At 63.0% G+C, this 26,543-nt stretch carries 25 protein-coding genes; 19 read left to right on the top strand and 6 right to left on the bottom strand.

The genetic code is table 11. The features are described from left to right. Window positions 1–13: 13 nt before the first annotated feature. Entirely contained in the window at window positions 14–604 is a 591-nt protein-coding gene (locus NKJ06_RS01495) for a transglycosylase SLT domain-containing protein (RefSeq protein ID WP_352631541.1), read from the bottom strand. A gap of 217 nt (window positions 605–821) precedes the next feature. Here NKJ06_RS01495 and NKJ06_RS01490 point away from each other — a divergent pair, with 217 nt between their 5' ends. Then, window positions 822–2,360: a trimethylamine methyltransferase family protein gene (locus NKJ06_RS01490; protein ID WP_352631542.1), complete on the top strand. Its 1,539-nt coding sequence runs from the start codon at window positions 822–824 to the stop codon at window positions 2,358–2,360. A gap of 57 nt (window positions 2,361–2,417) precedes the next feature. Beyond that, on the top strand, window positions 2,418–4,844 hold the full coding sequence (locus tag NKJ06_RS01485) for a GcvT family protein (protein WP_352631544.1): 2,427 nt from the start codon (window positions 2,418–2,420) through the stop codon (window positions 4,842–4,844). A 27-nt stretch (window positions 4,845–4,871) separates the two neighbouring features. Here the strand turns inward: NKJ06_RS01485 and NKJ06_RS01480 are convergent, their stop codons facing one another. Beyond that, window positions 4,872–5,264, bottom strand: coding sequence for a DoxX family protein (locus NKJ06_RS01480; protein WP_352631546.1), 393 nt, complete (start codon window positions 5,262–5,264; stop codon window positions 4,872–4,874). A 204-nt stretch (window positions 5,265–5,468) separates the two neighbouring features. On the opposite strand from NKJ06_RS01480, the gene NKJ06_RS01475 reads away from it, so the two are divergent. Further along, window positions 5,469–5,957, top strand: a complete 489-nt coding sequence (locus NKJ06_RS01475; RefSeq protein WP_352631547.1) for a hypothetical protein — start codon at window positions 5,469–5,471, stop codon at window positions 5,955–5,957. Window positions 5,958–6,039: 82 nt separating this feature from the next. Here NKJ06_RS01475 and NKJ06_RS01470 read toward each other — a convergent pair whose 3' ends face one another. Beyond that, window positions 6,040–6,816, bottom strand: coding sequence for a VOC family protein (locus NKJ06_RS01470; protein ID WP_352631549.1), 777 nt, complete (start codon window positions 6,814–6,816; stop codon window positions 6,040–6,042). A gap of 172 nt (window positions 6,817–6,988) precedes the next feature. Here NKJ06_RS01470 and NKJ06_RS01465 point away from each other — a divergent pair, with 172 nt between their 5' ends. The 11 genes from NKJ06_RS01465 to NKJ06_RS01415 all read left to right on the top strand — a co-directional run bounded on the left by NKJ06_RS01465 (window position 6,989) and on the right by NKJ06_RS01415 (window position 18,440). Next, complete coding sequence (locus NKJ06_RS01465; protein ID WP_352631551.1) at window positions 6,989–7,714, top strand: gamma-glutamylcyclotransferase; 726 nt, start codon at window positions 6,989–6,991, stop codon at window positions 7,712–7,714. A gap of 122 nt (window positions 7,715–7,836) precedes the next feature. Next, window positions 7,837–9,201 carry an NAD(P)-dependent oxidoreductase gene (locus NKJ06_RS01460; protein ID WP_352808668.1) on the top strand — a complete coding sequence of 455 codons (1,365 nt, stop codon included), beginning with the start codon at window positions 7,837–7,839 and terminating at the stop codon, window positions 9,199–9,201. Window positions 9,202–9,203: 2 nt separating this feature from the next. After that, complete coding sequence (preA, locus tag NKJ06_RS01455) at window positions 9,204–10,517, top strand: NAD-dependent dihydropyrimidine dehydrogenase subunit PreA (protein ID WP_352604281.1); 1,314 nt, start codon at window positions 9,204–9,206, stop codon at window positions 10,515–10,517. A 107-nt stretch (window positions 10,518–10,624) separates the two neighbouring features. After that, window positions 10,625–11,134 carry an RrF2 family transcriptional regulator gene (locus NKJ06_RS01450; protein ID WP_352808666.1) on the top strand — a complete coding sequence of 170 codons (510 nt, stop codon included), beginning with the start codon at window positions 10,625–10,627 and terminating at the stop codon, window positions 11,132–11,134. Between the two features lie 20 nt (window positions 11,135–11,154). Beyond that, window positions 11,155–11,613: a carboxymuconolactone decarboxylase family protein gene (locus NKJ06_RS01445; protein ID WP_352631556.1), complete on the top strand. Its 459-nt coding sequence runs from the start codon at window positions 11,155–11,157 to the stop codon at window positions 11,611–11,613. 69 nt (window positions 11,614–11,682) lie between these two features. After that, window positions 11,683–12,060: a DoxX family protein gene (locus tag NKJ06_RS01440; protein WP_352631558.1), complete on the top strand. Its 378-nt coding sequence runs from the start codon at window positions 11,683–11,685 to the stop codon at window positions 12,058–12,060. A 110-nt stretch (window positions 12,061–12,170) separates the two neighbouring features. Further along, window positions 12,171–13,232, top strand: a complete 1,062-nt coding sequence (locus NKJ06_RS01435) for a glycosyltransferase family 4 protein (RefSeq protein ID WP_352631560.1) — start codon at window positions 12,171–12,173, stop codon at window positions 13,230–13,232. A gap of 35 nt (window positions 13,233–13,267) precedes the next feature. After that, a complete protein-coding gene (locus NKJ06_RS01430) occupies window positions 13,268–15,430 on the top strand; it encodes an amylo-alpha-1,6-glucosidase (RefSeq protein WP_352631561.1) in 2,163 nt (720 codons plus the stop codon). Window positions 15,431–15,579: 149 nt separating this feature from the next. Further along, window positions 15,580–17,358, top strand: a complete 1,779-nt coding sequence (locus NKJ06_RS01425; protein WP_352631563.1) for an alpha,alpha-trehalose-phosphate synthase (UDP-forming) — start codon at window positions 15,580–15,582, stop codon at window positions 17,356–17,358. Then, a complete protein-coding gene (gene otsB / locus NKJ06_RS01420; RefSeq protein WP_352631565.1) occupies window positions 17,355–18,119 on the top strand; it encodes a trehalose-phosphatase in 765 nt (254 codons plus the stop codon). Before NKJ06_RS01425 ends, otsB begins: the two co-directional genes overlap by 4 nt. Before the next feature lie 27 nt (window positions 18,120–18,146). Then, window positions 18,147–18,440 (top strand): hypothetical protein, encoded by a 294-nt coding sequence (locus NKJ06_RS01415; protein WP_352631567.1) that lies wholly within the window; start codon window positions 18,147–18,149, stop codon window positions 18,438–18,440. Between the two features lie 30 nt (window positions 18,441–18,470). Here NKJ06_RS01415 and NKJ06_RS01410 read toward each other — a convergent pair whose 3' ends face one another. Together NKJ06_RS01410 and NKJ06_RS01405 are read right to left on the bottom strand one after the other, a co-directional pair. After that, window positions 18,471–19,193 carry an SDR family oxidoreductase gene (locus tag NKJ06_RS01410; protein WP_352631569.1) on the bottom strand — a complete coding sequence of 241 codons (723 nt, stop codon included), beginning with the start codon at window positions 19,191–19,193 and terminating at the stop codon, window positions 18,471–18,473. After that, entirely contained in the window at window positions 19,190–20,035 is an 846-nt protein-coding gene (locus NKJ06_RS01405; RefSeq protein ID WP_352631571.1) for an SDR family NAD(P)-dependent oxidoreductase, read from the bottom strand. Before NKJ06_RS01405 ends, NKJ06_RS01410 begins: the two co-directional genes overlap by 4 nt. 103 nt (window positions 20,036–20,138) lie before the next feature. Between NKJ06_RS01405 and NKJ06_RS01400 the strand changes: the two genes are divergently transcribed. Then, on the top strand, window positions 20,139–21,020 hold the full coding sequence (locus tag NKJ06_RS01400) for a helix-turn-helix transcriptional regulator (RefSeq protein WP_352631573.1): 882 nt from the start codon (window positions 20,139–20,141) through the stop codon (window positions 21,018–21,020). Window positions 21,021–21,024: 4 nt separating this feature from the next. Here NKJ06_RS01400 and NKJ06_RS01395 read toward each other — a convergent pair whose 3' ends face one another. Next, complete coding sequence (locus tag NKJ06_RS01395) at window positions 21,025–21,660, bottom strand: TetR family transcriptional regulator C-terminal domain-containing protein (protein WP_352631575.1); 636 nt, start codon at window positions 21,658–21,660, stop codon at window positions 21,025–21,027. A gap of 224 nt (window positions 21,661–21,884) precedes the next feature. On the opposite strand from NKJ06_RS01395, the gene aptA reads away from it, so the two are divergent. From aptA to hydA, 4 genes are all read left to right on the top strand, one after another. Further along, a complete protein-coding gene (gene aptA, locus NKJ06_RS01390) occupies window positions 21,885–23,213 on the top strand; it encodes an omega-aminotransferase AptA (RefSeq protein WP_352631576.1) in 1,329 nt (442 codons plus the stop codon). A 139-nt stretch (window positions 23,214–23,352) separates the two neighbouring features. Next, on the top strand, window positions 23,353–23,772 hold the full coding sequence (locus NKJ06_RS01385; RefSeq protein ID WP_352631578.1) for an endonuclease domain-containing protein: 420 nt from the start codon (window positions 23,353–23,355) through the stop codon (window positions 23,770–23,772). Between the two features lie 3 nt (window positions 23,773–23,775). Then, a complete protein-coding gene (locus NKJ06_RS01380; RefSeq protein ID WP_352631580.1) occupies window positions 23,776–25,026 on the top strand; it encodes a Zn-dependent hydrolase in 1,251 nt (416 codons plus the stop codon). Window positions 25,027–25,090: 64 nt separating this feature from the next. Continuing rightward, a complete protein-coding gene (hydA, locus tag NKJ06_RS01375) occupies window positions 25,091–26,542 on the top strand; it encodes a dihydropyrimidinase (protein ID WP_352631582.1) in 1,452 nt (483 codons plus the stop codon). Window position 26,543 lies beyond the last annotated feature (1 nt).

The raw sequence follows: 26,543 nt of genomic DNA, 5'->3' as shown, positions 1-26,543 counted from the left end.
GAACGGGCGCTATTTAATTGCCGCACTCGCTCAGTTGCTGCGCATAGTCCCGCGCCATCTTGTCGGTGGCCCGGGCGTAGCCCTGCACGCCGGCATCGCCCCGGTTGCCGCGACCATAGGCGGTCCAGCCGAGATAATAGGCGAGGTAGAGATTGTAGGTGTCGTTGCGCGCGACGCCATAGCTGTCTGCGGTCTTGGAGTGATACCAGCCGACGAAATCGACGGCATCGGCGAATTTCGTGCGCCGTGCCGCCCAGTTGCCGGTCTCGCGCTGATATTGCGACCAGGTGCCGTCCAGCGCCTGCGAGAAGCCGGTGGCTGATGAGACATGCTTCCACGGGATGAAGCCGAGCAGCTTGGTGCGTGGCGGCCGGGCGTTGCTCTTGAAGCCGGACTCCTTGCGCACCGTTGCCATCAGCACGGGAACAGGGATGCCGTATTTCTGCTGGGTGCGTTCGGCGGCCGACTGCCAGTTGTCGAACCAACCGTCATTCTGGTCGAAGACGGCACAGACATTGTTGATGTGGTTGGGCGGCGTCGCGCAGGCAGAAAGTGCCAGCAGCACGCAAACCGCACCAATTTTACTAAAACTCGAACTACGCATTGGCAGAGCAATAGGCCGAAATCATAAAGGGAATCTTGCAGCGTTCGTTAATGCCTCGCCGGCGCGGTCCCTTGAAAAAATCCAATACCAGTAAATCGACGTGTTTTGTCGCTTTTTCTAAACAGATGCTGCAGAAATGCCGCCTTGGCTAAAATCACGCCCGCAAATGGCGTATTTCTGACAGCTTGCCTGGTTCGCCGGAGCTTTGATGCCAGGCATGAACGAACCGAGACGCAAACGCGGCGCCGAGCGCACCAGCAACAGAGGGCCATCGGCCATTCCGCAACTGCCGCTTAGGCGGGTGACAAATCCCTATCCGCCAATGGCCATGCTGTCGCCGGATCACATCGAGGCGATCCACCAGGCGTCGATGCATATATTGGAGAATTTCGGCATCGAGGTGATGAGCCCGCGCGCGCTGTCGTTGTTCGAGAAGGCCGGTGCAAAAGTCGATCATGCCTCAGCGAATGTCCGCATCGATCGCGGCCTGGTCGAAGAAGCGCTGAAGACCACGCAGTCCAGCTATGTGTTGACGCCGCGCAACCCGGCCAGCGCGGTTCATCTCGGCGGCAACACCATCAATTTCACCCTCGTTGCCGGGCCGCCCAACGTGCACGACATGGAGCGCGGCCGCCGCGCCGGCAATCTGCGCGATTATTCGGATCTGACCCGGCTGGCGCAGCATTTCAACTGCATCCACATGCTCGGCAACCAGGTCTGCGCACCGGTGGAGTTGCCGGCAAACTCCCGCCATCTCGACACCTACTTCACCAATCTGACGCTGACCGACAAGAGTTTCCATGTCTCGGCGATCGGCCGGGGCAGGGCGCTGGACGGCATCGAGATGATGGCGATTTCGCGCGGGTTGACGCTCGACCAGATGCGCGACGATCCCGGCATCACCACCATCATCTCGGTCAACTCGCCGCGCCGCTTCGACGAGATGATGGCCGAGGGGCTGATGACCATGGCCGAGTTCGGCCAGTCGGTGGCGGTGACGCCGTTCACGCTGATGGGGGCGATGAGCCCGGTGACGCTGGCCGGCGCGCTGGCGCAGCAGAACGCCGAGGCACTGTTCGGCGTCGTGCTGACGCAGCTTGTGCGTCCAGGCGCGCCAGTCATGTATGGCGCCTTCACCTCCAATGTCGACATGAAGTCCGGCGCGCCGGCCTTCGGCACGCCGGAGAACACCAAGGCCAACATCGCATCGGGGCAACTGGCGCGGCGCTACGGGCTGCCGTATCGCACGACGCCGGGCTCGGCCTCCAACGCCGCCGACGCGCAAGGCGCTTATGAGACGCTGATGGCGCTGTGGGGCGCGGTGCTCGGCCACGGCAATCTCGTCTATCATGCCGCCGGCTGGCAGGAGGGCGGGCTGACGGCGTCGTTCGAGAAGCTCATCATCGATGTCGAGATGATCCAGCACATGATGGAGTTCCTTCGCCCGATCGAGGTCAACGAGGCCGAGCTTGCCGTCGAGGCGCTGGGTGCGGTGCCGACCGGCGGCCATTTCTTCGGCGAGCCGCACACGCTGGAGCGCTATGCCACCGCCTTCTACCAGCCGATGCTGTCCAACTGGCAGAACTACGAGGCCTGGCAAGAGGCCGGCGGGCTCGACGCCACGGCACGCGCGACGCGGCTGTGGAAGAAGGCGCTGGAGGACTATGTCGAGCCGGTGATAGACATCGCCGTGCGCGAGGCGCTGGAGGCTTACATGGCCAGGCGCAAGGAAGCGATCGGGCAGGGCGAGCCGTGATGCTTCCCTCCTCGAATCCATTCACCCATCCAACTCACTGATATCAGAGAAAAATCCATGAAATCGCATGCAAAGGTCGTGGTCATTGGCGGCGGTGTCGTCGGGTGCTCCGTGCTGTTCCATCTGGCCCGCCACGGCTGGACCGATGTCGTCCTTTTGGAGCGAGACGAGCTGACCTCGGGCTCGACCTGGCACGCCGCCGGCGGCATGCACACCATCAACGGCGACCCCAACGTCGCCAAGCTCCAGAAATATACGATCAATCTTTACAAGGAGATCGAGGAGCTTTCCGGCCAGGCGACCGGCGTGCATCTAACCGGTGGCGTGCTTCTGGCGGCGACCGAGGCGCGGCTGGACTGGCTGCGCGGCGTCGTCGCCAAGGGTCGCTATCTCGGCATCGAGCTTGAGGAAATCTCCGCCAACGAGGCGGCCGAGTTGATGCCGCTGCTCGACCCCAAGCAATTCGTCGGCGCCGTCAGGAACAAGGAGGACGGCCACCTCGATCCCTCCGGCGTCACCCATGCCTATGCCAAGGCGGCGCGGAAACTGGGCGCCGAGGTCGAACGCTTCACCAAGGTCGAGGACATTGTGCGGCGTCCTGACGGGATGTGGCGCGTCATCACTAACAAGGGCGAGGTGGTGGCCGAGCATGTCGTCAATGCCGGCGGCCTGTGGGCGCGCGAGGTCGGCCGGATGGTTGGACTGGAGCTTCCGGTGCTGGCGATGGAGCACATGTACCTGATCACCGAGGACATGCCGGAGGTCGCTGCCTGGAACGCCAAGACCGGCACCGAAATCATCCACGCGGTCGACTTTGACGGCGAACTCTATCTGCGCCAGGAGCGCGGCGGCATGCTGATGGGCACCTATGAGAAGGCCAACAAGCCGTGGTCCGAATACCAGACGCCGTGGAATTTCGGCCACGAACTGCTGGCGCCCGATATCGACCGCATCGCACCGTCGCTGGAGGTCGGGTTCCGGCATTTCCCGGCCTTCCAGAACACCGGCATCAAGCAGATCATCAACGGGCCTTTCACCTTCGCGCCGGACGGCAACCCGCTGGTTGGGCCGGTGCGCGGGCTGCCGGGCTTCTGGGTTGCCTGCGGCGTCATGGCCGGCTTTTCACAGGGCGGCGGCGTCGGGCTGGCACTGTCCAACTGGATGATCGAAGGCGATCCCGGCGCCGACATATGGGCGATGGATGTCGCGCGCTATGGTGACTGGGCGACGATGGCCTACACCAACGCCAAGGTGCGCGAGAACTATTCCAGGCGGTTCTCGATCCGCTTTCCCAATGAGGAACTGCCGGCCGGGCGGCCACTGAAGACGACGCCGATCTATGATTTGTTGTCGGCCAAAGGCGCGCAATGGGGCGTCGCCTATGGGCTGGAGGTGCCGCTCTGGTACGCGCCGGAGGGCGTCAAGGACGAGTTCTCGTGGCGCCGCTCGAGCGATTTCACGCAGGTGGCCAAGGAGGTCGCGACCGTTCGCGACGGTGTCGGCCTGTCCGAGATTTCGAGTTTCGCCAAATACAAGGTGACGGGCGAGGGTGCGGCCGCCTGGCTCGACCGGATGCTTGCCTGCAAGCTGCCGAAGCCCGGCCGCATGACGCTGGCGCCGATGCTGAAGGAGGATGGCAGGCTGATCGGCGATTTCACGCTGGCCAATCTGGGGAAGGACGGCTGGTTCCTCGCCGGCTCCGGCATCGCCGAGCAATACCATATGCGCTGGTTCGAGAAGCACCTGCCTGACGACGGCTCGGTTCGTATCGAGGCGCTGGGCGCCAAGCTGACCGGCCTATCGATCGCCGGGCCGAAGGCGCGGGATGTGCTGGCAAAAGCCACGCGCTCCGATGTGTCCAATGCGGCGTTTCCATTCATGGCCATCGGCAGGATGGACATCGGTATGGCGCCGTGCCTGGTCGGCCGCGTCAGCTATACCGGCGATCTCGGCTACGAGATGTGGGTGGCGCCGGAGTATCAGCGCGCCGCGTTCCAGGCCCTGATGACCGCCGGCGAGGAATTCGGCATCGGCCTGTTCGGCTCGCGCGCGCTCAACGCGCTGCGGCTGGAAAAGAACTACGGCTCATGGGCGCGCGAATACCGACCGATCTACGGGCCGCTCGAGGCCGGGCTCGACCGTTTCGTCGCCTATGGCAAGGAGGCCGACTTCATCGGCAAGGCCGCGGCGCTCGCCGAGCGCAAGCAGGGCGGTAAGCTGCGCCTGCGTGCCTTCATCGTCGATGCCGACGACGCCGACGTCATCGGCGACGAGCCGATCTGGTTCGGCGGCGCCGTGCGCGGCTGGGTGACCTCGGGCGGCTACGCGCATCACTCGAAAAAATCCGTCGCCGTCGGCTATGTGCCGAAAGAGATCGCCGATGAGAGCGACGGGTTCGAGATCGAGTTGCTGGGCAAACGCCATGCGGCGCGCATGCAGCCGGCGGCGCTGTTCGACGCCAATTTCGAACGGATGCGCGCTTGAAATCAGGCACGCATCCTTCTTTTGGAGTCAGGTGCTACGGCGATTGTCCAGCGCGAAGGCGCCGGCGCCTGCAAACACCAGATAAAGAAAGATGAAGCAGAACGAGATCGCTGAATCGCCGCCATTGTTGACGGGGAAGAAGTCGCGCGGCATGTGCGCCATGAAATAGGCGATCGCCATTTCGCCGGCCAGAAGGAACGCGATCGGCCGGGTCAACAGCCCCAGCGCCAGCAGGATGCCGCCGGCGAATTCGAGGACGCCAGCGGCGAGCGTCAGCCCAGTGAGCGCATGGGGCTGGTCGCCGACGGGAAAATTGAACAATTTCTGGCTGCCGTGTTCGATGAACTGCAGCGCCGTGATGATACGCAACACGCCCAGAGCTTGCGGCTGGTATTTGGCGAGGCTTTCAAAAAGCTTCATCTAAAACTCCATCTTAGCCTTCCCGGACCGGCCATAAATTATCTCCCGGCGTTGGACCACTCACTTCCCTTGCTCCGCCATCAACAATCGGTGACTAGAATTGTTCCCCGGTCTCACCTCATATTTTTCTCGCCAGGGTTGCATTTGTATCGCTATGGTTGTATTGATATGCGGCTATTTCGAAACATGTGGGTTTCCTTTGCCATGAAAAAAATCGTCATCGGCCTATTCGCAATCCTTGCAAGCTCCAGCCTCGCCATGGCCGAGGACGCCGGCTGTGAGGCGTTCAGGTGGCCGGTGACACGGGAACAGGCGCTGTTTGCCGCAGCATCCGCAACGCCTTCCGGAGCGACGCTGGCGGTGGGTGCCGCCGCGGACCTTGCGCTGGTTCCGGTCGAGAAGGCTGGTTTCGAGGTGCCGCCCGAACGTGCCCCGGCATCTGGCACATTCGGTGCTGTGGCCACCGTGGAGGTGCCGCCTGAAGGAGCAATCCAGATCAGCCTCTCGGGCGACGCCTGGATCGATGTCATTCAGGACGGCAACGCCGTCAAGTCGGCGGGCTATAGCGGCGTGAAAACCTGCCCCGGCATCCGCAAGAGTGTGCGTTTCAAGCTTGCCGCCGGCCCGGCCACCGTCCAGTTCAGCGGCGCGAAAAAGGCTGACCTGAAAGTCGCGGTGCTGGCGCCGGAATAGTTGGCGCCAACCTAAGGAATGCGGCCCTTCCTCAGTGCTGCGATGAAGGGCCGGCGCTTTGTTCCTGCGGTGTTTATCGCCGTCAGCGTACGGGCGCCATCAATGCGAAATGAGCGTCTTGCGGATCCTGGCACTGGACAACCCAGCTGCCGCCTGGGACCTCCATCGGACCCATCAGGATCTTGCCGCCATTGTCGGTCACGCGTTTGGCGGCAGCGTCGATGGCCGGAACATTGAAATAGAACTGCCAGACCGGGACCGGGATTTGCTCCGGCTTGTTCATGATGCCGCCACCGGATTCGGGGCCGGCCGTGAAGGTCTGGTAGATGCCCATCGGGCCCATGTCGAAATCGCCGGCATCGACCCAGCCGAACTGGCCTGAATAGAAATCGAACGCGGCCTTCCAGTCCGACGTGTAAAGCTCGTGCCAGCCGATATGGCCGGGCGTGCTGGCCGGCACAACAGGCTGTTCGGGGCCGTTCGGCTGCAGGAACATGAAGGTAGCACCCTGCGGGTCGGCGACGACGGCAAAGCGGCCGACGCCCGGAATGTCGTCGGGCTGGCGGTGAATGGTGCCGCCGGCTTTTTCCAGCGATGCCGTCGAGGCATCGACATCGCTGGTGTGGATATAGCCGAGCCAGGCGGGCGGCATACCCATCTTGGCGGCATCCTCGGGCATCGTCATCAGGCCAGCGACGCCGCGCTCGCCGACATTCATGACGACATAGCGTGGCATGCCGGGAGCCTTGTCGAAAGGCTGCGCCGTCCAGCCGACCACCTTGGGGTAGAACGCCTCGGCGGCGTCGAGATCTGTGGTCATCAATTCGTACCAGAAGAAGGGCATCGGGGTTTTTGGCATTTTCGGTCTCCTCACCTTTCATGCATCGATCGTCGTCCGATCCATCCTAGGACGATCCTCACGACCGAAATCCGACAGCCGCCCGAACAACAATGTCTCTGCATGCCAAGCGTTCCCCGGTTGCGCGCCCGTCGGTTTTCGATTTTTCTGTGGTCATGAGGGGTTGTCGTCCATGCGCTTGATGTCGCTCACGCCGGAGCTTGTCGCACTGTGCCATCGGGAAGAGGCCGATCCCGGTCCGGATCCAAGCTGGACGGAGTTGAACGACGAGGATTTCCGGGCCCTTGCCCTGCGGCTGTCCGGTGAAGCCGACGAGGGGCCGCTTTGGGTGTTCGCCTACGGGTCGCTGATCTGGAAGCCGGAATTCGAGTCGGTCGAGCAACAGCTCGCCACCGCCTTTGGCTGGCACCGCTCTTTCTGCCTCGACATGGTGCGCTGGCGCGGCAGCGCCGAGCAGCCGGGTTTGATGATGGCGCTCGAGCGGGGCGGCCGGTGCAATGGGGTGATCTATCGTATGCCGGAGGGCGAAAAACCGGCGCAGATCGAAAGGCTGCTGCGGCGCGAGATCAGCGACCACGAAAGCATCGACACGGTCAGGTGGCTGCCGGTGCATACGTCGCAAGGCGCGCTGCGCGCGCTTGGCTTCTGGGTCGGCGTGAAGGGCAGGGGAACGTCGCTGAACCAGCCGCTGGACAAAGTGGCGAGCGTGCTGGCCAGAGCTTGCGGTCATATCGGGTCCGGCGCCGAATATCTCTACAACACGGTCAGCCATCTCGAAGCATTCGGCATCCACGATCGCAACCTGTGGCGGTTGCAGCAACTGGTCGCGAACGAGGTCAGGGTTATTCATGGCTGTGGACTTGAGCCCGACCATTCGCTCGCGCTGCAACCGCAATAACATGAGTAAAAAATTCATGTTAATATCCAGCCTTTTCAGCGACTTGCGCCAAAAATTGACCAATTGATAAAAAAATAAAACGTGCTAGCCTTTCCCAAAACGAAAACATAAGGGAACTGACGATGCCAGAAGGCCAGTTTAGGGAAGGCATTGCAGGCGGCAGGCTCTCGGCCGACCAGTATGCGGACAATTTTTCCGACCTGCACCCGCCGCTCGACCACCATGAGGCGCTAGTCGAATCCGACCGCTGCTATTTCTGCTACGACGCGCCGTGCATGAATGCATGCCCGACTTCGATCGACATTCCCCTGTTCATCCGCCAGATCTCGACCGGCAATCCGATCGGTTCGGCCAAGACCATTTTCGACCAGAACATTCTGGGCGGCATGTGCGCCCGCGTCTGCCCGACAGAGACGCTGTGCGAGGAAGTCTGCGTGCGTGAGATCGCGGAAGGCAAGCCGGTGCAGATCGGCCGCCTGCAGCGCTACGCCACCGATGTCGCCATGAGCGAGAACAAGCAGTTTTATCCGCGTGCCGAGCCGACCGGCAAGTCGGTCGCCGTGGTTGGCGCCGGGCCGGCCGGCCTTGCCGCCGCGCATCGGCTCGCACGCCGTGGCCATGATGTGACCATACTGGAGGCGCGCCCGAAGGCCGGCGGTCTCAACGAATACGGTATCGCCGCCTACAAGAGCGTCGATAATTTCGCCCAGGCGGAAGTTGACTATGTGACCGCGATCGGCGGCATCGATATCCAGAACGGCAAGGCGCTCGGCCGCGACTACCAACTCTCCGACCTGATCCGCAATTACGACGCGGTGTTTCTCGGCATGGGGCTCGGCGGTGTCAATGCGTTGCGCGCCGATGGCGAGGACGCGGACGGCGTCATCAATGCGGTCGAGTTCATTGCCGAGCTGCGCCAGGCAAGTGACCTTTCCGGCCTGCCGGTCGGCCGCCGCGTCGTCGTCTGCGGCGGCGGCATGACGGCGATCGACGCGGCCGTGCAGTCGAAGCTGCTCGGCGCCGAGGAGGTGACCATCTGCTACCGGCGCGGCCAGGAGCACATGAACGCTTCCGAGTTCGAACAGGATCTGGCGGCCGCCAATGGCGTCACCATCCGCCACTGGCTGCAGCCGAAGCGGGTCATTGTCGAAGGCGGCAAGGTGTCGGGCGTCGAACTCGAATACACCGCCATGAACGGCGACAAGCTTGCCGGCACCGGCGAGCGGCTTACGCTTGTTGCCGACCAGGTGTTCAAGGCGATTGGCCAGAGCTTTGTGCCGGCAGCACTCAACGGCAGCGGCGCGTCGATCGACCTCGAGGCCGGCCGCATCAAGGTCGATGCGGAAGGGCGCACTTCGCTCGCCCATGTCTGGGCCGGTGGCGACTGCATCTTCGGTGGCGACGACCTGACCGTCTCTGCCGTGGCGCAAGGCCGCGACGCAGCGGAGAGCATCAATCGGGCACTGACCTCGAACGGGAGGGCATGAGCATGGCAGATATCCGCAACAATTTCGTCGGCATCAAATCGCCCAATCCGTTCTGGCTGGCCTCGGCGCCGCCGACCGACAAGGCCTATAACGTTATCCGCGCCTTCAAGGCGGGCTGGGGCGGTGTGGTGTGGAAGACGCTGGGCGAGGAAGGCCCGCCGGTGGTCAACGTCAACGGTCCGCGCTACGGCGCGATCTGGGGCGCCGACCGGCGCCTGCTCGGCCTCAACAACATCGAGCTGATCACCGACCGCGACCTGCAGGTTAATCTGCGCGAGATCAAGCAGGTCAAGAAGGACTGGCCCGACCGCGCCATCGTCGTCTCGCTGATGGTGCCTTGCGTTGAGGAGGCCTGGAAGGCGATCCTGCCGGTGGTCGAGGAGACCGAAGCCGACGGCATCGAGCTCAATTTCGGTTGCCCGCACGGCATGTCGGAGCGCGGCATGGGTGCCGCCGTCGGCCAGGTGCCGGAATATATCGAAATGGTGGTGCGCTGGTGCAAGCAGAACACCCGCATGCCTGTCATCACCAAGCTGACGCCCAACATCACCGATGTGCGCAAGCCAGCGCGCGCGGCACACGCGGGCGGCACCGACGCGGTGTCGTTGATCAATACCATCAACTCGATCACCGGCGTCGATCTCGACAGCTTCGCGCCGCAGCCGACCATCGACGGCAAGGGCTCGCATGGCGGCTATTGCGGCCCGGCGGTGAAGCCGATCGCCATGAACATGGTGGCCGAGATCGCGCGCGATCCCGAAACCCACGGCCTGCCGATCTCCGGCATCGGCGGCATAACCACCTGGCGCGATGCGGCCGAGTTCATGGCGCTCGGCGCCGGCAATGTGCAGGTCTGCACGGCGGCGATGACCTACGGCTTCAAGATCGTGCAGGAGATGATCGCCGGCCTCGAAAACTGGATGGACGAGAAGGGCCATGCCTCGCTCGACGACATCGTCGGCCGCGCCACGCCCAATGTCACCGACTGGCAGTATCTCAACCTCAACTACGTCGCCAAGGCGCATATCGACCAGGACGCCTGCATCAAATGCGGCCGCTGCCACATCGCCTGCGAGGACACCTCGCACCAGGCGATCACCAGCATGGTCGACGGCGTCAGGCATTTCGAGGTGATTGAGGCCGAATGCGTTGGCTGCAACCTCTGCGTCAATGTCTGCCCGGTCGAGAACTGCATCACCATGGAGCCGCTGGCCGTCGGTGTGATGGATCAGCGCACCGGCAAGCCGGTGTCGCCGATCTACGCCAACTGGACGACGCACCCGAACAATCCGATGGCCAAGGTGGCCGCGGAGTAGCGAGCCGTTCGACAAAAACGGCGCCTTCGGACGCCGTTTTTTCATTTTCCTATTGCAGATAAAAATTATCCACGATAATATATATCCATGATTAGGAGATCCACCCAATGAAGCTGGGCGAGGGCGTTGAGGCAGCCATCCACTGCGCTGCCATGCTGGCCGGTGTCGAAGGCAACAGCACCATGGCGGCATCTGCCATGGCGGAGGCCTTTGGCCTGTCGCCGAGCTATCTCCTGAAGCATCTCAACATGCTGAGCGCGGCGCGCATCCTGGAATCGGTCTCGGGGCCGGCTGGCGGCTACCGGCTGGCGCGGCCGGCCGAGCGGATTTCGCTGCTCGATATCGTGCTGGCGGTCGAAGGGCGCGAACCGGCTTTCCGTTGGGGCGAGATCCGCCGCAACGGTCCGGTCAGGCTCGACGCTTCTGCCTATGTCAAACCCTGTGGCATCAATGCCGCGATGCTGAAGGCCGAGAAGGCCTATCGCGCGGCACTCGCCGAGGCGAAGCTGTCCGACATCGTTTCGGAATACATGACCGATGCCGATCCGCGTTCGGTGGCAGCCGGCTGCGCCTTCGTGGCGCGCCATCAGCGGCCGCAGAAACCCAGTTCAACCTAGCAAGCGTAAAGGACATCAAGATGAAGCAGAGGCTGCAATTTTTCGCCAAGGCGCCGGAGATCATGAAGGCGGTGTCGGCGCTCAACAAGGCGGTGGACGAATGTGGGCTCGAGGAAAGCCTGCTGCACCTGATCAAATTGCGGGCGTCGCAGATCAATGGCTGCTCGTTCTGCGTCGAGATGCACAGCCGCGAGGTGAGGCGTGACGGCGAGACCGAGCAGCGGCTCTACCTCGTCTCGGCGTGGAAGGAATCGCCGCTGTTTTCCGAGCGTGAACGCGCCGCTTTGGCCTGGACCGAGGCGGTGACCCTGATCGCCAACAACGGCGTGCCGGACGAACTCTATGCAAGGACACTTGAGCATTTCTCGGAAGAAGAATTGGTCAAGCTGTCTGTCGCGCTCGGCATGATCAACACCTGGAACCGGCTCTGCGTCCCGTTTCAGGCCCTCCATCCGATGCCGGCGGCCAAGGCTGCCTGATTGTCCGGATTTGGTTTTGGAGTGCCGTCGAGAGGCGGCGCTCCCACTGCTTTTCAAAGGGAGCGTTTGATGCCTGCCGATTTGCCTTCGACCCTGTTGTTCCTGGGCCGCCTGTTGCTCGGCGGCGCCTTCGTTTTCGCCGGCCTGCGCAACATCCAGAACGCGGCCTTCCTGACCCAGTTGATGGCCGCGCGCGGCGTGCCACAGGCGCGGTTGGTGTTGTGGCTCGGCATCGTGCTTCAGGTCGCTGCCGGCATGCTGGTGATCGCGGGCCTGTGGACGGCAATCGCTGCGGCGGTACTGCTGGTATTCCTCATCGTCGCCACGCCGATGTTCCACAATTTCTGGGATCATCAGGGCCCGGATCGCGCGTCGCGCATCAATGGCTTTGTCGGCAATGTCGCGCTGAGTGGCGGTTTCCTGTCGCTGATCGCGCAATCTGTTTGACGCCATAGCGACTGCGGCACTGTGGCGCCGCCAGTATCGATCATTAAATCGGAACCAATCGAGCGGTTGACGCATTTCGCACCTGTATGCCGAGCATCCCGGGATGAAATATGAAAATTGCCCATGTCGCGCCGCTGTATGAATCGGTGCCACCCAGGCTTTATGGCGGCACCGAACGCATCGTCTCGTATCTGACCGAAGCGCTGGTCGACCTGGGCCATGAGGTGACGCTATTTGCGAGCGGGGATAGCCAGACCTCCGCAAAGCTGGTGGCTGGCCGGGAATGCGCGCTACGCCTCGATCCGCGTCCGCTCAAATCCGAGATCGCGGCGCATCTTTCGATGCTTGCGCAGGTGCGGAAACGGGCGCGAGAGTTCGACGTCATCCATTTCCACCTCAGCCACTTCCTGCATTTTTCCTTCTTCGAGGACATGGCGGAGCGGACGGTGACGACGCCGCATGGCAGGCTGGATTATGTCGACCTGGCGCCGGCCTATGAGCGTTTCCCACGCTTCCCGATGATTTCCATTTCGCACAGCCAGAAAACCGGCCTTGCCCGCGCCAACTGGTTGGCAACAATCCATCACGGACTGCCGACCGGCATCTACGAACCGACTTTCGAGACGACGGCGGAAGAACCTTATCTTGCCTTCCTTGGCCGGTTTTCACGCGACAAGCGCGCGGATCGCGCCATCGAGATCGCCTTGCGCTCGGGGCTCAGGCTGAAACTTGCGGCGAAGATCGGCGACGATGACCGCGCTTTTTTCCACGAAGCGATCGAGCCTTTGATCGACGGCGATCGGATCGACTTTGTCGGCGAGATCGAGGAGGGTGAGAAGGCGGAATTTCTCGGCAACGCAGCCGGCCTGCTGTTCCCTATCGACTGGCCGGAGCCGTTCGGCCTTGCGGCCATCGAGGCGATGGCCTGCGGCACGCCGGTGATCGCCTGGAATTGCGGCGCACTGCCTGAGATCATCGATCAAGGCGTCACCGGCTTTATTGCCGACACAATGGATGGCGCCGTCGCCGCGGTGCCGGACTTGCTGCGGCTCGACAGGCGGACCGTGAGAACCGTCTTCGAAAAACGGTTTTCCGTCAGAAGAATGGCCGGCGACTACCTGGCCGCCTATGCGCGGCTGATCGGTCTCCCGGGCGAAGCGAAGGCGTCGTGAACAGCGACGGGAACGAACGACAGGATCTGTAACGGATGACCCAACTCGATGAGCGCCAGCTCGATCCCGCCGTAGCGCTTGCATCGCTCGACGCGACCGCACCTCGTGAGCCGCACCGGCTGTTTGCGCTCAAGCAGGCCGACTGCTTTGCGGTTGCCGATGCCTATGGCGACATACGCGGCGCCGGCGACGGTTTCTTCCGCGACGACACACGGGTGCTCTCCGAATTCCGGCTGACCGTCGGCGGCAGGCCGACATCGCTGCTTGGCGCCTCGCTCAGCCAGGACAATGTCTTGTTCACCGCCAACCTGACCAATCTGCCGATACTGAGCGCCAGCGGTCGCGACATTCCGCAGGGCGCGATTCATATCGAACGCACCAGGCTGCTTTGGCAGGACAGGCTGTTCGAACGCATCACCCTTTCCAACTACAGTCGGGAAACTTCGACAATCGGCGTTTCCCTGCACTTTGCCGCCGATTTCCGCGATATGTTCGAAGTGCGCGGCTCGACGCGGCTGAAGCGCGGACTGGCCCATGTGGCCGAGATGGATGCCACATCCGTCCTGTTGCGCTACGACGGGTTGGACGGGCTGGTGCGCACATCGGCGATATCGTTCTCGCAAGCACCGGATCAACTGACAGCCGAGCGCGCGGATTTCCTGATCGCCGTAACCAAGCGCAGCAGCAATGTGCTGTATATCGAGATCGGCCCCGAGATGACGGATCCGCCCGATCGCGACCGTTTCCGCGCCGCCGCCGCCAGGGCCCGCTTTGGCATGCGGGCCAAGCGCCGCCACGGCGCCACGGTGCACAGTTCCGGTCGCGTCTTCAACGACTGGGTCGAGCGCGCCCGCGCCGATGTCGCGCTGCTGACCACCGAACTGGCGACCGGACCCTATCCCTATGCCGGCATCCCCTGGTTCTCGACGGCGTTCGGCCGCGACGGCGTCATTTCAGCGCTGCAGATGCTCTGGCTCAATCCAGGCCTGGCGCGGGGCGTGCTGGCCTTCCTTGCCCAGCACCAGGCGACGGAGACGTCGCCGTTCAGCGATTCGCAGCCGGGCAAGATCATGCACGAGACGCGCAAGGGCGAGATGGCGGCGCTGCGCGAGCTTCCTTTCGGCCGCTACTATGGCGGCGTCGACACGACGCCGCTCTACATCCATCTCGCCTGTGCCTATGCCGATCGTACCGGTGACATGGCGTTCATCGACAGCCTGTGGCCGTCGCTGTGCGCTGCGGCCGAATGGACGGAGGAGGCGGGCCGCGAGACCGGATTCGTCACCTATCAGCGGGCCGCCGAGTCCGGCCTCGCCAACCAGGGATGGAAGGACAGTTTCGATTCCGTCTTTCATGCCGATGGCCGCATTCCCAAGGGCCCGATCGCGCTCGTCGAGGTGCAAGGCTATGTCTTTGCCGCCTTCCGGGGGCTGGCCGCACTTGCCCGTCGCCGCGGCGAGGACGACAAGGCCGCTCACTGGGAGGACCGCGCCGAGGCCATGCGGGTCGCGGTGGAACGCGATTTCTGGCTCGACGATCTCGGCTTCTATGCCCTGGCGATCGATGGTGCCGGAGAGCCCTGCAAAGTGCGGACCTCGAATGCGGGCCATCTCCTCTTTGTCGGATTGCCCGAGCTGGAGCGGGCGCAGATGGTCGCCAATCAGCTGGTTTCGGCCTCCTTCCATTCCGGCTGGGGGCTGAGGACGCTCGCCGACGATGCCGTGTTCTTCAACCCGATGTCGTACCACAATGGCTCGATCTGGCCGCATGACACCGCCATGTGCGGTGCCGGCCTGGCGCGCTATGGCGAGCGTGAAAGTGTGGTCCGCCTGATGAGCGGCACGTTCGAATCCGCGGTCCATTTCAATATGCGGTTGCCCGAACTGTTCTGCGGTTTTACCCGCGCACCGGGCGAAGCACCGATCGCCTATCCCGTCGCCTGCCTGCCGCAAGCCTGGTCGGCGGGCTCCGCCTTCATGCTGATGCAAGCCTGCCTTGGCCTGGAGATAGACGGTTGGGATGGCGAAATCCGCGTTACCCGTCCCAGGCTGCCGATCGGCATCGATACGCTCACGCTGCGGCACCTGGGCGTCGGCGAAAGAGTGGTCGATCTCAGTTTCCAGCGCGTCGGCGACAGGGTCGTCGCTTTCCTCGCCGATCGCCATGAAGGACTGGTGCCGCTCGTAGTCAGAACATGATCTGAGCCAAATTGGCCGGGAACCGATCCCGGCTTTGTGCGTTGCAAAAGCACATGATCGGACGGCGACCATGTCGCCACCGGACAGTTTTAAATCGGAAACACGAACAAAAAAGGCCGCCGAACGGCCGGAGGCGAGTTGACATTCCAATGACAAACTACGGTGCGGACCTGCTCTGGGTTCTGATCCTTGCGAGCCTCGGTCTTTCCGCTCTTGCCGTTTTCTTCTCCATATCGCGCCAGCGTCGCAGTCCCCCCCCGGCGGTCGCACATCCGGCCGGCGAGGACGTGGCTGCGGAAGCGGCGCGCAAGGTGATACGGGAGTTCGAAAAGAACGGCCAATCGGCCGATGCGGCCCTTGTAACATGGTCGCCCGAAACATTGCGCAAGATCCTGGCCGATGATTTGCCCGATGCGCAGGTCATCGTGGTCTCCAACCGCGAACCGTACATCCACAACGCAAAGGACAATGGCGTCGAGTTGCTCGTGCCGGCCAGCGGACTGGTGTCGGCGCTTGAGCCGATCACCCGCGCTTGTGCCGGCACCTGGATCGCCTATGGCGGCGGCACGGCGGACCGGCTGATGGTCGACGAGGACGACCGGATACAGGTGCCGCCCAGCAATCCGTCCTACACGCTGCGCCGGGTCTGGCTGACGGAGGAAGAATATCAGGGCTACTACCTCGGCTTCGCCAATGAGGGCCTCTGGCCGCTCTGCCATATAGCCTTCACACGGCCGATTTTTCGCGCCTCGGACTGGGAGGCATACGAAGCCGCCAACCGGAAGTTCGCCGACACGGTGGTGGCCGAAGCCCGCAACGAGCGGCCGATCGTGCTGGTCCAGGATTACCACTTCGCGCTGCTGCCGCGCATGATCCGGGAGCGCCTGCCCGAAGCGATCGTCATCACCTTCTGGCACATCCCGTGGCCGAACTCGGAAGTGTACAGCATCTGTCCGTGGCGTGAACGCATTCTCGAGGGACTGCTCGGCAGCTCGATCATCGGCTTCCACACCCAGTTCCATGCCAACAATTTCACCGAAAGCGTCGATCGCTTCCTGGAAAGCCGCATCGAGCGTGCCGATGCGGCCATCTCCTATGGTGGGCAGACGACGCTGGTGCACGCCTATCCCATTTCCATAGAATGGCCGGCGGACCTTCTGGCAAAATTGCCAGACGTCGACGACTGCCGCGCCCGCCTGCGCGACAGGTTCGGACTGAAAGCGGATGTGAAGCTGGCCGTCGGGGTCGAGCGTCTCGACTATACCAAGGGCATTCTGGATCGTTTTCACGCGCTGGACGAATTGTTCAAGCGATACCCTGAATGGATCGGAAAACTGGTTTTCCTCCAGATCGCGGCCCCCAGCCGCGGCACGCTCCCGGCCTACAAGCTGCTCCATGACGAATGCCGCCGCTATGCCGAAGAACTCAACCAGCGTTATGGCAGCGAAGGCTACAGTCCGGTGATCATGGTGGCCGAACACCATTCGCAGGAACGGGTCTATGAGATCTATCGGGCCGCCGACATTTGCATGGTCACCAGCCTGCATGACGGCATGAACCTGGTCGCCAAGGAATTCGTCGCGGCGCGCGACGACGAACAGGGCGTCTTGATGCTCAGCACATTCGCCGGTGCCTCGCGCGAATTGCTGGAAGCGCTGATCGTCAACCCCTACGACGCCGCCATGATGAGCGAAGCGCTGCTGCAGGCGCTGACCATGACTTCAGACGAACAGCGCGAACGCATGCGGCCCATGCGGCAGATAGTCCGCGACAACAATGTCTATCGCTGGGCCGGCAGCATGCTTCTGGACGCGGCACGCTTGCGCAAGCGCGGCGACCTAGATCGGGTAACCGGTGCTGGCGACCGGCCGTCAGGCATCGACAATGTCGTCTCCATGTTCGAGCGCAAACGGGTGGCACTATCATGAGCGAAATCCTGCAAAAGGCTGTGAGCGAGACCCTGCAAAAGCCGCAGCCCTTGCTGACTGGCGAATGGGCGCTGTTCCTCGACATCGATGGCACCCTGCTGGAGCATGCCGAACATCCGGACGCCGTTTCGGTCAGCGCCGAGCTTCGCTCTTTGCTGCAAGGCCTGGATCACAAGTTGAACGGGGCATTGGCCTTCATCACAGGCCGCTCCGTTGCGGTCGTTGACCAGTTGTTTCAGCCTTTGAAGCTGCGCGCAGCCGGGCTTTATGGCCTGGAACACAGGCTCCTGCCGGACGACGACGTCGAAATCGCGGACGAGCCGGCGGATATTGCCGCTCTTGCCGAGGAGATCGAGGCCGAGTTCGGTCGTGGGCAGGTCTATATCGAGCGCAAAGGTCGGGTGCTGGCCATCCACACGCGCGCCGCCCCGCACCTGCTCCCCCGCGCCACGCAGCTTGTCGAGCAAGCGCTGGCCGTCCTGCCGAAGGGCTACCGGGTGGTTGCCGGCAATGCCGGTGTGGAGTTGCTGCCGCTCGAGGCAGCCAAGGGCGCCGCGATCCGGCGTTTCATGGACATCGCGCCATTCACAGGCCGCCGCCCGGTCTTCCTGGGCGACGACACGTCGGACGAAAACGGCTTCGAAGCCATCAACGATGCCGGCGGCATATCGATACGGGTGAAGCCACCAGCGTATACCGCCGCGCGGTACGGGCTTGCCGGCGTTACCGAGACGCTCGCCTGGCTGAGAGGTCAACTTTAGGTCCAGCCGGCGCAACCGCGATCGCGCATGCTGGAAACGGCAAGGAAAGGAACGGCTTCGATGGGACGCTTTGCAGAATTGGTTCGAGAGATCACGCCGAGTTGGCTTCATTCTCGCTCCTCCCGCCATGGGACCGCCGACGTTTCACCGTCCGATGCGGACTACAACTGGCAAGAGGCGATCGACAACAAGATGTATGGAGCCGACACGGCTGATTATTCCTATGTTCCGGGAAAGCCCACTTCAGATGCCGCAAGACCGGCCGGCGACAGCTCCATGGACGAGGAGGACATGCAGCGCGGTCCAAGGAAAGCCAATTGAGGGTGAAAGCCTTTCGGCGGCGGACGATCGCTACGCCGCAAACCGCAGGCCGCCGTCGCAGGTCAGCACCTGACCGGTCATGAAGCCGTTGGAGACGAGAAAGGCGATTGCGCTGGCGACGTCTTCGGCGCGGCCGACGCGACCGACCGGGGTCTTGCCGGCATAGTCGGCAAACAGCGCCTGCCTCTGCTCCTCGGCCAGAAAATCCCACCAGGGCGTGTCGATGACGCCGGGCGCAACGACATTGACGCGCAAGGGCTTCAGTTCCATCGCCAGGATCGGCACCACGGTCAACAGCATGCCATTGATGGCGGCGATGCCGGCGACGCCGGGCGTTGCGAGTTGGGCCGATACCGCTGAGATGAAGGTGACAGATCCGGCCTTGTTCAGAGTCGGCAAAGCGGCCTGCAAGCAAGACAGCTGCGGGCGGACTTTCTCGTCGACGCCGCTGCCGATGTCGGTCAGGTCAAGCGTGGGGAAGGGGCCAAGACCCTTGCCGCCGCTGGCGGCCAGTACCAGATGGTCGAAAGGGCCAAGGCGCTCGAAGAACCCGCTGACCTCGTCCGGCTTCGCGGCATCGAAAGCAGCCTTGTCGGCAGCGCCGCCAAGGCTTTTCCACGCGCTCCTCAGCTTCTCTTCGTTGCGCCCGGTGATGGTCACCTTCATGCCGGGGCCAAGCAGTTTGCGCGCCGTCGCCAAGCCGATGCCGGACGAGCCGCCGATGATAACGGTGTGCTGGATTGCCTTGGTCATGAACGCTGTTCCTTCGATGTTGGTGAGGCCGGGCCGATGAGGTCGAGGCTCAAGGCTCGCAACTGTTGTCTTGCCTTGGCGTCATAGGCCTGGGCGTCGGCACGGGATTCCCGCAGGCCGTCGAAATAGAGGCCGCTTTTGCCGTCGAGCGCGGGTGACGTGGCGAGGTTGAGGATGGCGTCGGCGCCGGTTTCGACCGAGTTCCAAGGCGTCACGCCTGCCTGCCGAACCATGGTGGTGTTCATGTAGCTCGCCGGATGCAGTGCGTTGACGGTGACGCCGGTGCCTTTCAGCCCCTGAGCCAGGTCGACGGTAAACAGGATCTGCGCCAGCTTGCTCTGGCAATAGGCACGCACGCCGTCATACGAGCGGGTCAGCATGACATCGCCGAAGTCGATCGCTTGCTGCCCGGCCGAGGCGACGTTGACGATGCGTGCCGGAGCGCTCGCCTTCAGCAATGGAAGGAGCTCGCTGGTGAGCAGGAAACCGGCGAGATAATTGACTGCGAAGCGCAGTTCGTAACCGTCTGCGCTGACTTGCCTTTTGGCGCCTTGGCCCGCCGTGCCGATGCCGGCATTGTTGATGAGGATGTCGAGCCGGTCGGTCCTGGCACGCACCGCCTCGGCAAGGCGGCGGACCTCGGCCAGAGAAGAGAGGTCGGCGACCAGCAGCTCGGCCTTGCCGCCGGCGGCTTCGATCTCAGTGATAACAACCTTGCCGCGCGTCGCATCGCGGCCGTGAACCAGCACCCGGGCGCCAGCGGCGCCGAGCCGTTGCGCGACGACGCGGCCAACGCCGTCAGTTGAGCCGGTGATGAGGATTGTCTTGTCTTTGAGTTCCATGTTCGGAGCCTCCGTTCTGTTGCTCTGAACGGAAGATGGGACAGTTGGCGCGCGTCAAACAGTTCAAACTTTATCCTGGTATCAATACTGCTATAATAGGCACATGGAGTCCCACGCTGCTCCCACACACTCCGCTGAAGACAGCCGCCGGCGCGAACTCGGCGCCTTCCTGCGCTCGCGACGCGAAAGGCTGACGCCCTCGGCCACCGGCATCGCGACTGGTCTCAGGCGGCGCACGCCGGGCTTGCGCCGCGAGGAGGTGGCGATGATCGCCGGCGTCGGCACGACCTGGTACACATGGCTGGAGCAGGGGCGCGAGGTCAGGCCCTCGGTTGAGGTGCTGACCGCGCTCGCCGAGGCACTGCGCCTCGACGCGGCCGAAAGACAGCATTTGTTCATCCTTGCCGACCGCCAGCAGCCGGAGCGCCGTGCCGCGGCGCCGGAAAAGGTCGATGGTCCGTTGCTGCACATGCTGCAAAGCCTGGTGCTGCAGCCGGCCTATGTGGTCGGGCGGCGCTGGGACGTGCTGGCCTGGAACCCGGCGGCCGTCGCGGTGTTCGGTGATTATGGCCTGCTGGAGGGTGACGCCCGCAATATCGTCCACATGGTGTTCACCAGCCCGCACCACCGGCGCCTGCTGGTCGACTGGGAGGAATTGGCGCGCACCGTGCTGGCCTCGTTCCGGGCGGCGAGCGCCCGGTATGTCGGCGATCCGGATTTCGAGCGGCTGATCGAGTTGATGACGCGCTCGAGCCCCGAATTTCGCGCCTGGTGGCCGCAGCGCGACGTCGCGCACCGACTGTCGGGAGTAAAGCATGTCCGGCACCCGAGCGCGGGCGCCATGACCTTCGAGCATATGAGCCTGTCGATCGGCGACGGCTCGGACATGAAGCTGATCGTCTACACGCCGCTTGCCGAGCAGAATTCGGTCGCCAAGCTGCAGACACTGCTGGACGCGCTGCCAGCTGAGCGGCGCAGCGCCTGAGGCGTCAGCCTTTCGGCTTCAGCCCATCCAAGAACAACTGCTCGAGAAATCTTGCCGCGTCCTCGAAGCGGCCGTCGCCGTCGCGGTTCGGGCCGAGCACGGCGCGGACCTGGACGTCGAAATCGGCATAATGCTGCGTCGTTGCCCAGATCGAAAAGATCAGGTGCCAGGGGTCGGTGCGGGCGATCTTGCCGGCGCGCATCCAGCCCTTCATGACGGCGGCCTTCTCGTCGACCAGCGTCTTCAGTTCGCCGGCCAGCAGCGGCATGATGCGCGGCGCGCCTTGCAGAATCTCGTTGGCGAACAGCCGGCTCTCGCGCGGGAAATCGCGCGCCATCTCCAGCTTGCGTCTGATATAGCTGCGCAATTCGGTCAGCGGATCGCCGATGTCGTCGAGTTCGCGCAGCGGCGCCAGCCAGGTGTCGAGCAGGCGCTGCATCAGCGTCTCGTGGATGTCTTCCTTGCGGCGGAAATAATAGAGCAGGTTCGGCTTCGACATGCCGGCGGCTTCGGCGATCTGGTCGATGGTCGAGCCACGGAAACCGTTGGTGGAGAACACTTCGAGCGCCGCCTCCAGGATGAGTTCGCGCTTTTCCTGCTGGATGCGGGTGCGGCGAGGGGCGTCCGTGCCGGTGGTCACCGTTGCAAGCCCTCGTGTTGAGGGTCATCTGGACCAATTCTCTGGACCAGTTTTTCCCTAGCCTGTGGAACGCACTTCAGGTGCCGCATTTCCGCTAGTAATCCCTTGACCGCCGACAGGGCGGTGCTAACGTTTGTCCAATCGGTCAAAAATTTGCGTAGCATGAAAACGCAGCAAAGACCAAGCGTTGGGCGCACCGAAACAGGTTACAGGAAGTCTTGGTCATGTCCAACCGGCTGAAAGTCACGCCGAACGATCTCAGCGCATTCTGGATGCCGTTCACGGCAAACCGGCAGTTCAAGCAGGCGCCGCGCATGATGGTGTCCGCCAAGGACATGCATTACACGACCAGCGACGGCCGCAAGGTGCTCGACGGCACCGCTGGCCTGTGGTGCGTCAATGCCGGCCATTGCCGGCCGAAGATCACCGAAGCGATCCAGCACCAGGCCGCCGAGCTCGACTATGCGCCCGCCTTCCAGATGGGCCATCCGATCGTGTTCGAACTGGCCAACCGCCTGGTCGACCTCGCGCCCAAGGGCATGGATCATGTCTTCTTCACCAATTCCGGTTCGGAATCGGTCGAGACAGCGCTGAAAATGGCGATCGCCTATCACCGCGTTAAAGGCGAGGGTTCGCGCACCCGTCTGATCGGCCGCGAGCGTGGCTATCACGGCGTCAATTTCGGCGGCATTTCTGTCGGCGGCATCGTCACCAACCGCAAGATGTTCGGCACGCTGCTCGGCGGCGTCGACCACATGCCGCACACGCATCTGCCGGAAAAGAACGCCTTCACCAAGGGCGTGCCGGAACATGGCGCGGAACTCGCTAACGAGCTGGAGCGCATCGTCGCCCTGCATGACGCCTCGACCATCGCCGCTGTCATTGTCGAGCCGGTCGCCGGCTCCACCGGTGTTATCCTGCCGCCGAAGGGCTATCTTGAGAAGCTGCGCGAGATCTGCACCAAGCACGGCATCCTGTTGATCTTCGACGAGGTCATCACCGGTTTCGGCCGCCTCGGCACGCCGTTCGCCGCCGACTATTTCGGCGTCACGCCCGACATCATGACCACCGCCAAGGGCGTCTCCAACGGCGTCGTCCCGATGGGCGCGGTGTTCGTGAAGAAAGAAATCCACGACGCCTTCATGACCGGCCCCGAGCACATGATCGAGTTCTTCCACGGCTACACCTATTCGGGCAACCCGATTGCCTGTGCCGCGGCACTCGGCACGCTCGACACCTACAAGGAAGAGGGCCTTTTGACTCGCGGCGAGGAGTTGGCGCCGTACTGGGAAGACGCACTGCATTCGCTGAAGGGCGAGCCGAACGTCATCGACATCAGGAACATCGGCCTGATCGGTGCGATCGAGCTGGCGCCGATCGCCGGCCAGCCGACCAAGCGTGCCTTCTCGGCCTTCGTCAAGGCGTTCGAGCGCGGCGCGCTGATCCGCACCACCGGCGACATCATCGCGCTGTCGCCGCCGCTGATCATCACCAAGGGCCAGATCAATGAATTGATCGACCATGTGCGCGATGTGCTGAGGTCGATCGATTGAAGAACTGGGCGCGGATATCCCTCCCCCTCGAGGGGAGGGTGGCCGCGAAGCGGTCGGGTGGGGTCGGTGCGACAGTGCGCCGACCTGATCTTTTGCTGCGAGGTCGCTCGTGATGCCCCGTACCCGCGTGAGCTTCGAAATGCGCCAGAAGGCGCGTGCGCTTCGAGTTCACGCGACCAAGGGCGAATCCCTGCTGTGGTATGAACTGCGGGAGCTGAAGTCGAGCGGCATCAAGTTTCGCCGTCAGTGCCCGATTGGGCCTTACATCGTCGACTTCGCTTGCCTCGCGGTGAAGCTAATCGTTGAGGTCGACGGTGATCTGCACGAACACGAGAACGGCAAGCGGCACGATGCTGTTCGTGATGCCTATCTGCGCTCACTCGGGTTCGATGTCTTCCGTGTTGACGAGCCCGATGTCATAAACAGCGCTTGGCATGTCGCGCAGGTGGTCAAGGGGAAGGTTGAGCATATGTCAGCCGACCCCACCCGACCGCTTCGCGGCCACCCTCCCCTCGAGGGGGAGGGGGACGCCGGCGAATCGCAATCGATGAGGTTTTAGAGCATGGCCGCACCCGGTGAGAATCTGCGAATTAATTCAGACCGTTTGTGGGATTCCATCATGGAAATGGCGAAGATTGGCCCAGGCATTGCCGGCGGCAACAATCGCCAGACCGTGACCGACGAGGACGGCGAGGGCCGGCATCTATTCAAGCGCTGGTGCGATGCGGCCGGGCTCGAAATGAGCGTCGACGAAATGGGCACGATGTTTGCCCGCCGCGAAGGCACCGACCCCAGCCTGCCGCCGGTCTATGTCGGCAGCCATCTCGATACGCAGCCGACCGGCGGCAAGTATGACGGCGTGCTTGGCGTGCTGGGCGGGCTTGAAGTGGTGCGCTCGCTCAATGATCTAGGCATCAAGACCAAACATCCGATCGTCGTCACCAACTGGACGAATGAAGAAGGCGCGCGCTTCGCTCCGGCGATGATGGCGTCGGGCGTCTTCGCCGGCGTGCTCGACCAGGCCGATGTCTACGGGCACACCGACAAGCAGGGGAAAAAATTCGGCGAGGAGCTCGAACGCATCGGCTGGAAGGGCACGGAGAAAGTCGGTGACCGCAAGATCCACGCCTTCTTCGAATTGCATATCGAGCAGGGACCGATCCTCGAGGACGAGGGCATCGACATCGGTGTCGTCACCCACGGGCAAGGTTTGAAGTGGCTGCAGGTGACGCTGACCGGCAAGGAAGCGCATACCGGTTCGACGCCGATGCCCAAGCGCCGCAATGCCGGGCTCGGCATGGCGCGGGTGATCGAATTGGTGCACGAGATCGCCATGGACTACCAGCCCGACGCCGTCGGCGCGGTCGGCCACATGGAGGTCTATCCCAACTCGCGCAACATCATTGCCGGGCGCACCGTCTTCACCATCGACATCCGCTCGCCGGAAAAGGAAGTGCTGGATGCCATGGACGGCCGCATCCGCGAGGGCATCGATACGATCTGCGATGCGCTCGACATCCGCTACGAGATCGAACAGGTCGGCGCTTTCGATCCGGTCACCTTCGATGCCGGTTGCGTCAAGGCGATCCGCGATGCCGCCGAACGCCTCGGCTATTCCCACCGCAACATCGTTTCCGGCGCCGGCCATGACGCCTGCTGGATCAACCGCGTTGCGCCGACCGCCATGGTGATGTGCCCCTGCGTCGACGGGCTGAGCCATAACGAGGCCGAGGAAATCTCCAAGGAGTGGGCCTCGGCCGGCGCCGATGTTTTGTTCCACGCGGTGGTGGAGACGGCTGTCATCGTGGAGTGAACTCAGAAATCTACCTTCCAAACGCCGCTCGCAAAGAAGCGCGAAGAGAACAAGGGAACAGAAAATGACCAAAGTCATCAAGAACGGCACCATCGTCACCGCCGACCGCACCTGGAAGGCCGATGTGCTGTTCAGCCACGGCAAGATCGTCGCCATCGGTTCGGACCTGCATGGCGACCACGAGTTCGACGCCACCGGCTGCTACATCATGCCGGGCGGCATCGACCCGCATACCCATCTCGAAATGCCGTTCATGGGCACCTATTCGGCCGATGACTTCGAATCCGGCACGCGGGCAGCCCTTGCCGGCGGCACGACGATGGTGGTCGATTTCTGCCTGCCGGCGCCGAAGCAGTCGCTGCTCGAAGCCTTGCAGATGTGGGACAACAAGACCTCCAAGGCGTCCTGCGACTACTCCTTCCACATGGCGATCACCTGGTGGGGCAAGCAGGTGTTCGACGAGATGGCTGATGTCGTCGACAAGGGCATCACCTCGTTCAAGCATTTCATGGCCTACAAGGGCGCGCTGATGGTCGACGACGACGAGATGTATGCGTCGTTCCAGCGCTGTGCCGACCTTGGCGCGCTGCCGCTGGTGCATGCCGAAAATGGCGACGTGGTTGCGGCCCTGTCGCAGAAGCTGCTTGCCGCCGGCAACAATGGGCCCGAGGGCCACGCCTATTCGCGTCCACCGGAGGTGGAAGGCGAGGCGACCAACCGCGCCATCATGATCGCCGACATGGCCGGCGTGCCGCTCTATGTCGTGCATGTCTCCTGCGAGCAGAGCCATGAGGCGATCCGCCGCGCGCGGCAGAAGGGCATGCGGGTGTTCGGCGAGCCGCTGATCCAGCACCTGACGCTCGACGAGAGCGAGTATTTCGACAAGGACTGGGACCATGCGGCGCGCCGGGTGATGAGCCCGCCTTTCCGCAACAAATTGCACCAGGACTCGCTGTGGGCCGGACTGCAGGCAGGCTCGCTGCAGGTGGTGGCGACCGACCATTGCGCCTTCACCACCAAGCAGAAGCGCAACGGCGTCGGCGATTTCACCAAGATCCCGAACGGCACCGGCGGACTGGAAGATCGTATGCCGGTGCTGTGGACGACTGGCGTCAACACTGGCCGCCTGACGATGAACGAGTTCGTCGCGGTGACCTCGACCAACATCGCCAAGATCCTCAACATGTATCCGAAAAAGGGCGCCATCGTCGAAGGCGCGGATGCCGACATCGTCGTCTGGGATCCGAAGCGAAAGAAGAAGATTTCCTCAAAGAAGCAGCAGTCCGTCATCGACTACAACGTCTTCGAAGGGTTCGAGGTGACCGGCCTGCCGCGCTTCGTGTTCTCGCGTGGCGAACTGTCGATCCAGGAGGCGGAGGTCAAGGCCAAGCCCGGCCATGGCGAATTCGTCGCCCGCGAGCCGAATGCGGCGATCAACCGGGCGCTGTCGACGTGGAAGGAGATTTCCGCGCCGCGCAAGGTGGAACGCACCGGTATTCCGGCGACCGGGGTTTGAG

It is taken from the genome of Mesorhizobium sp. M0293, from assembly GCF_040321735.1.
GTDB lineage: Bacteria > Pseudomonadota > Alphaproteobacteria > Rhizobiales > Rhizobiaceae > Mesorhizobium.
Note: the sequence above shows the minus strand (reverse complement) of the source record. Positions and strands in the feature narration are given on the sequence as shown.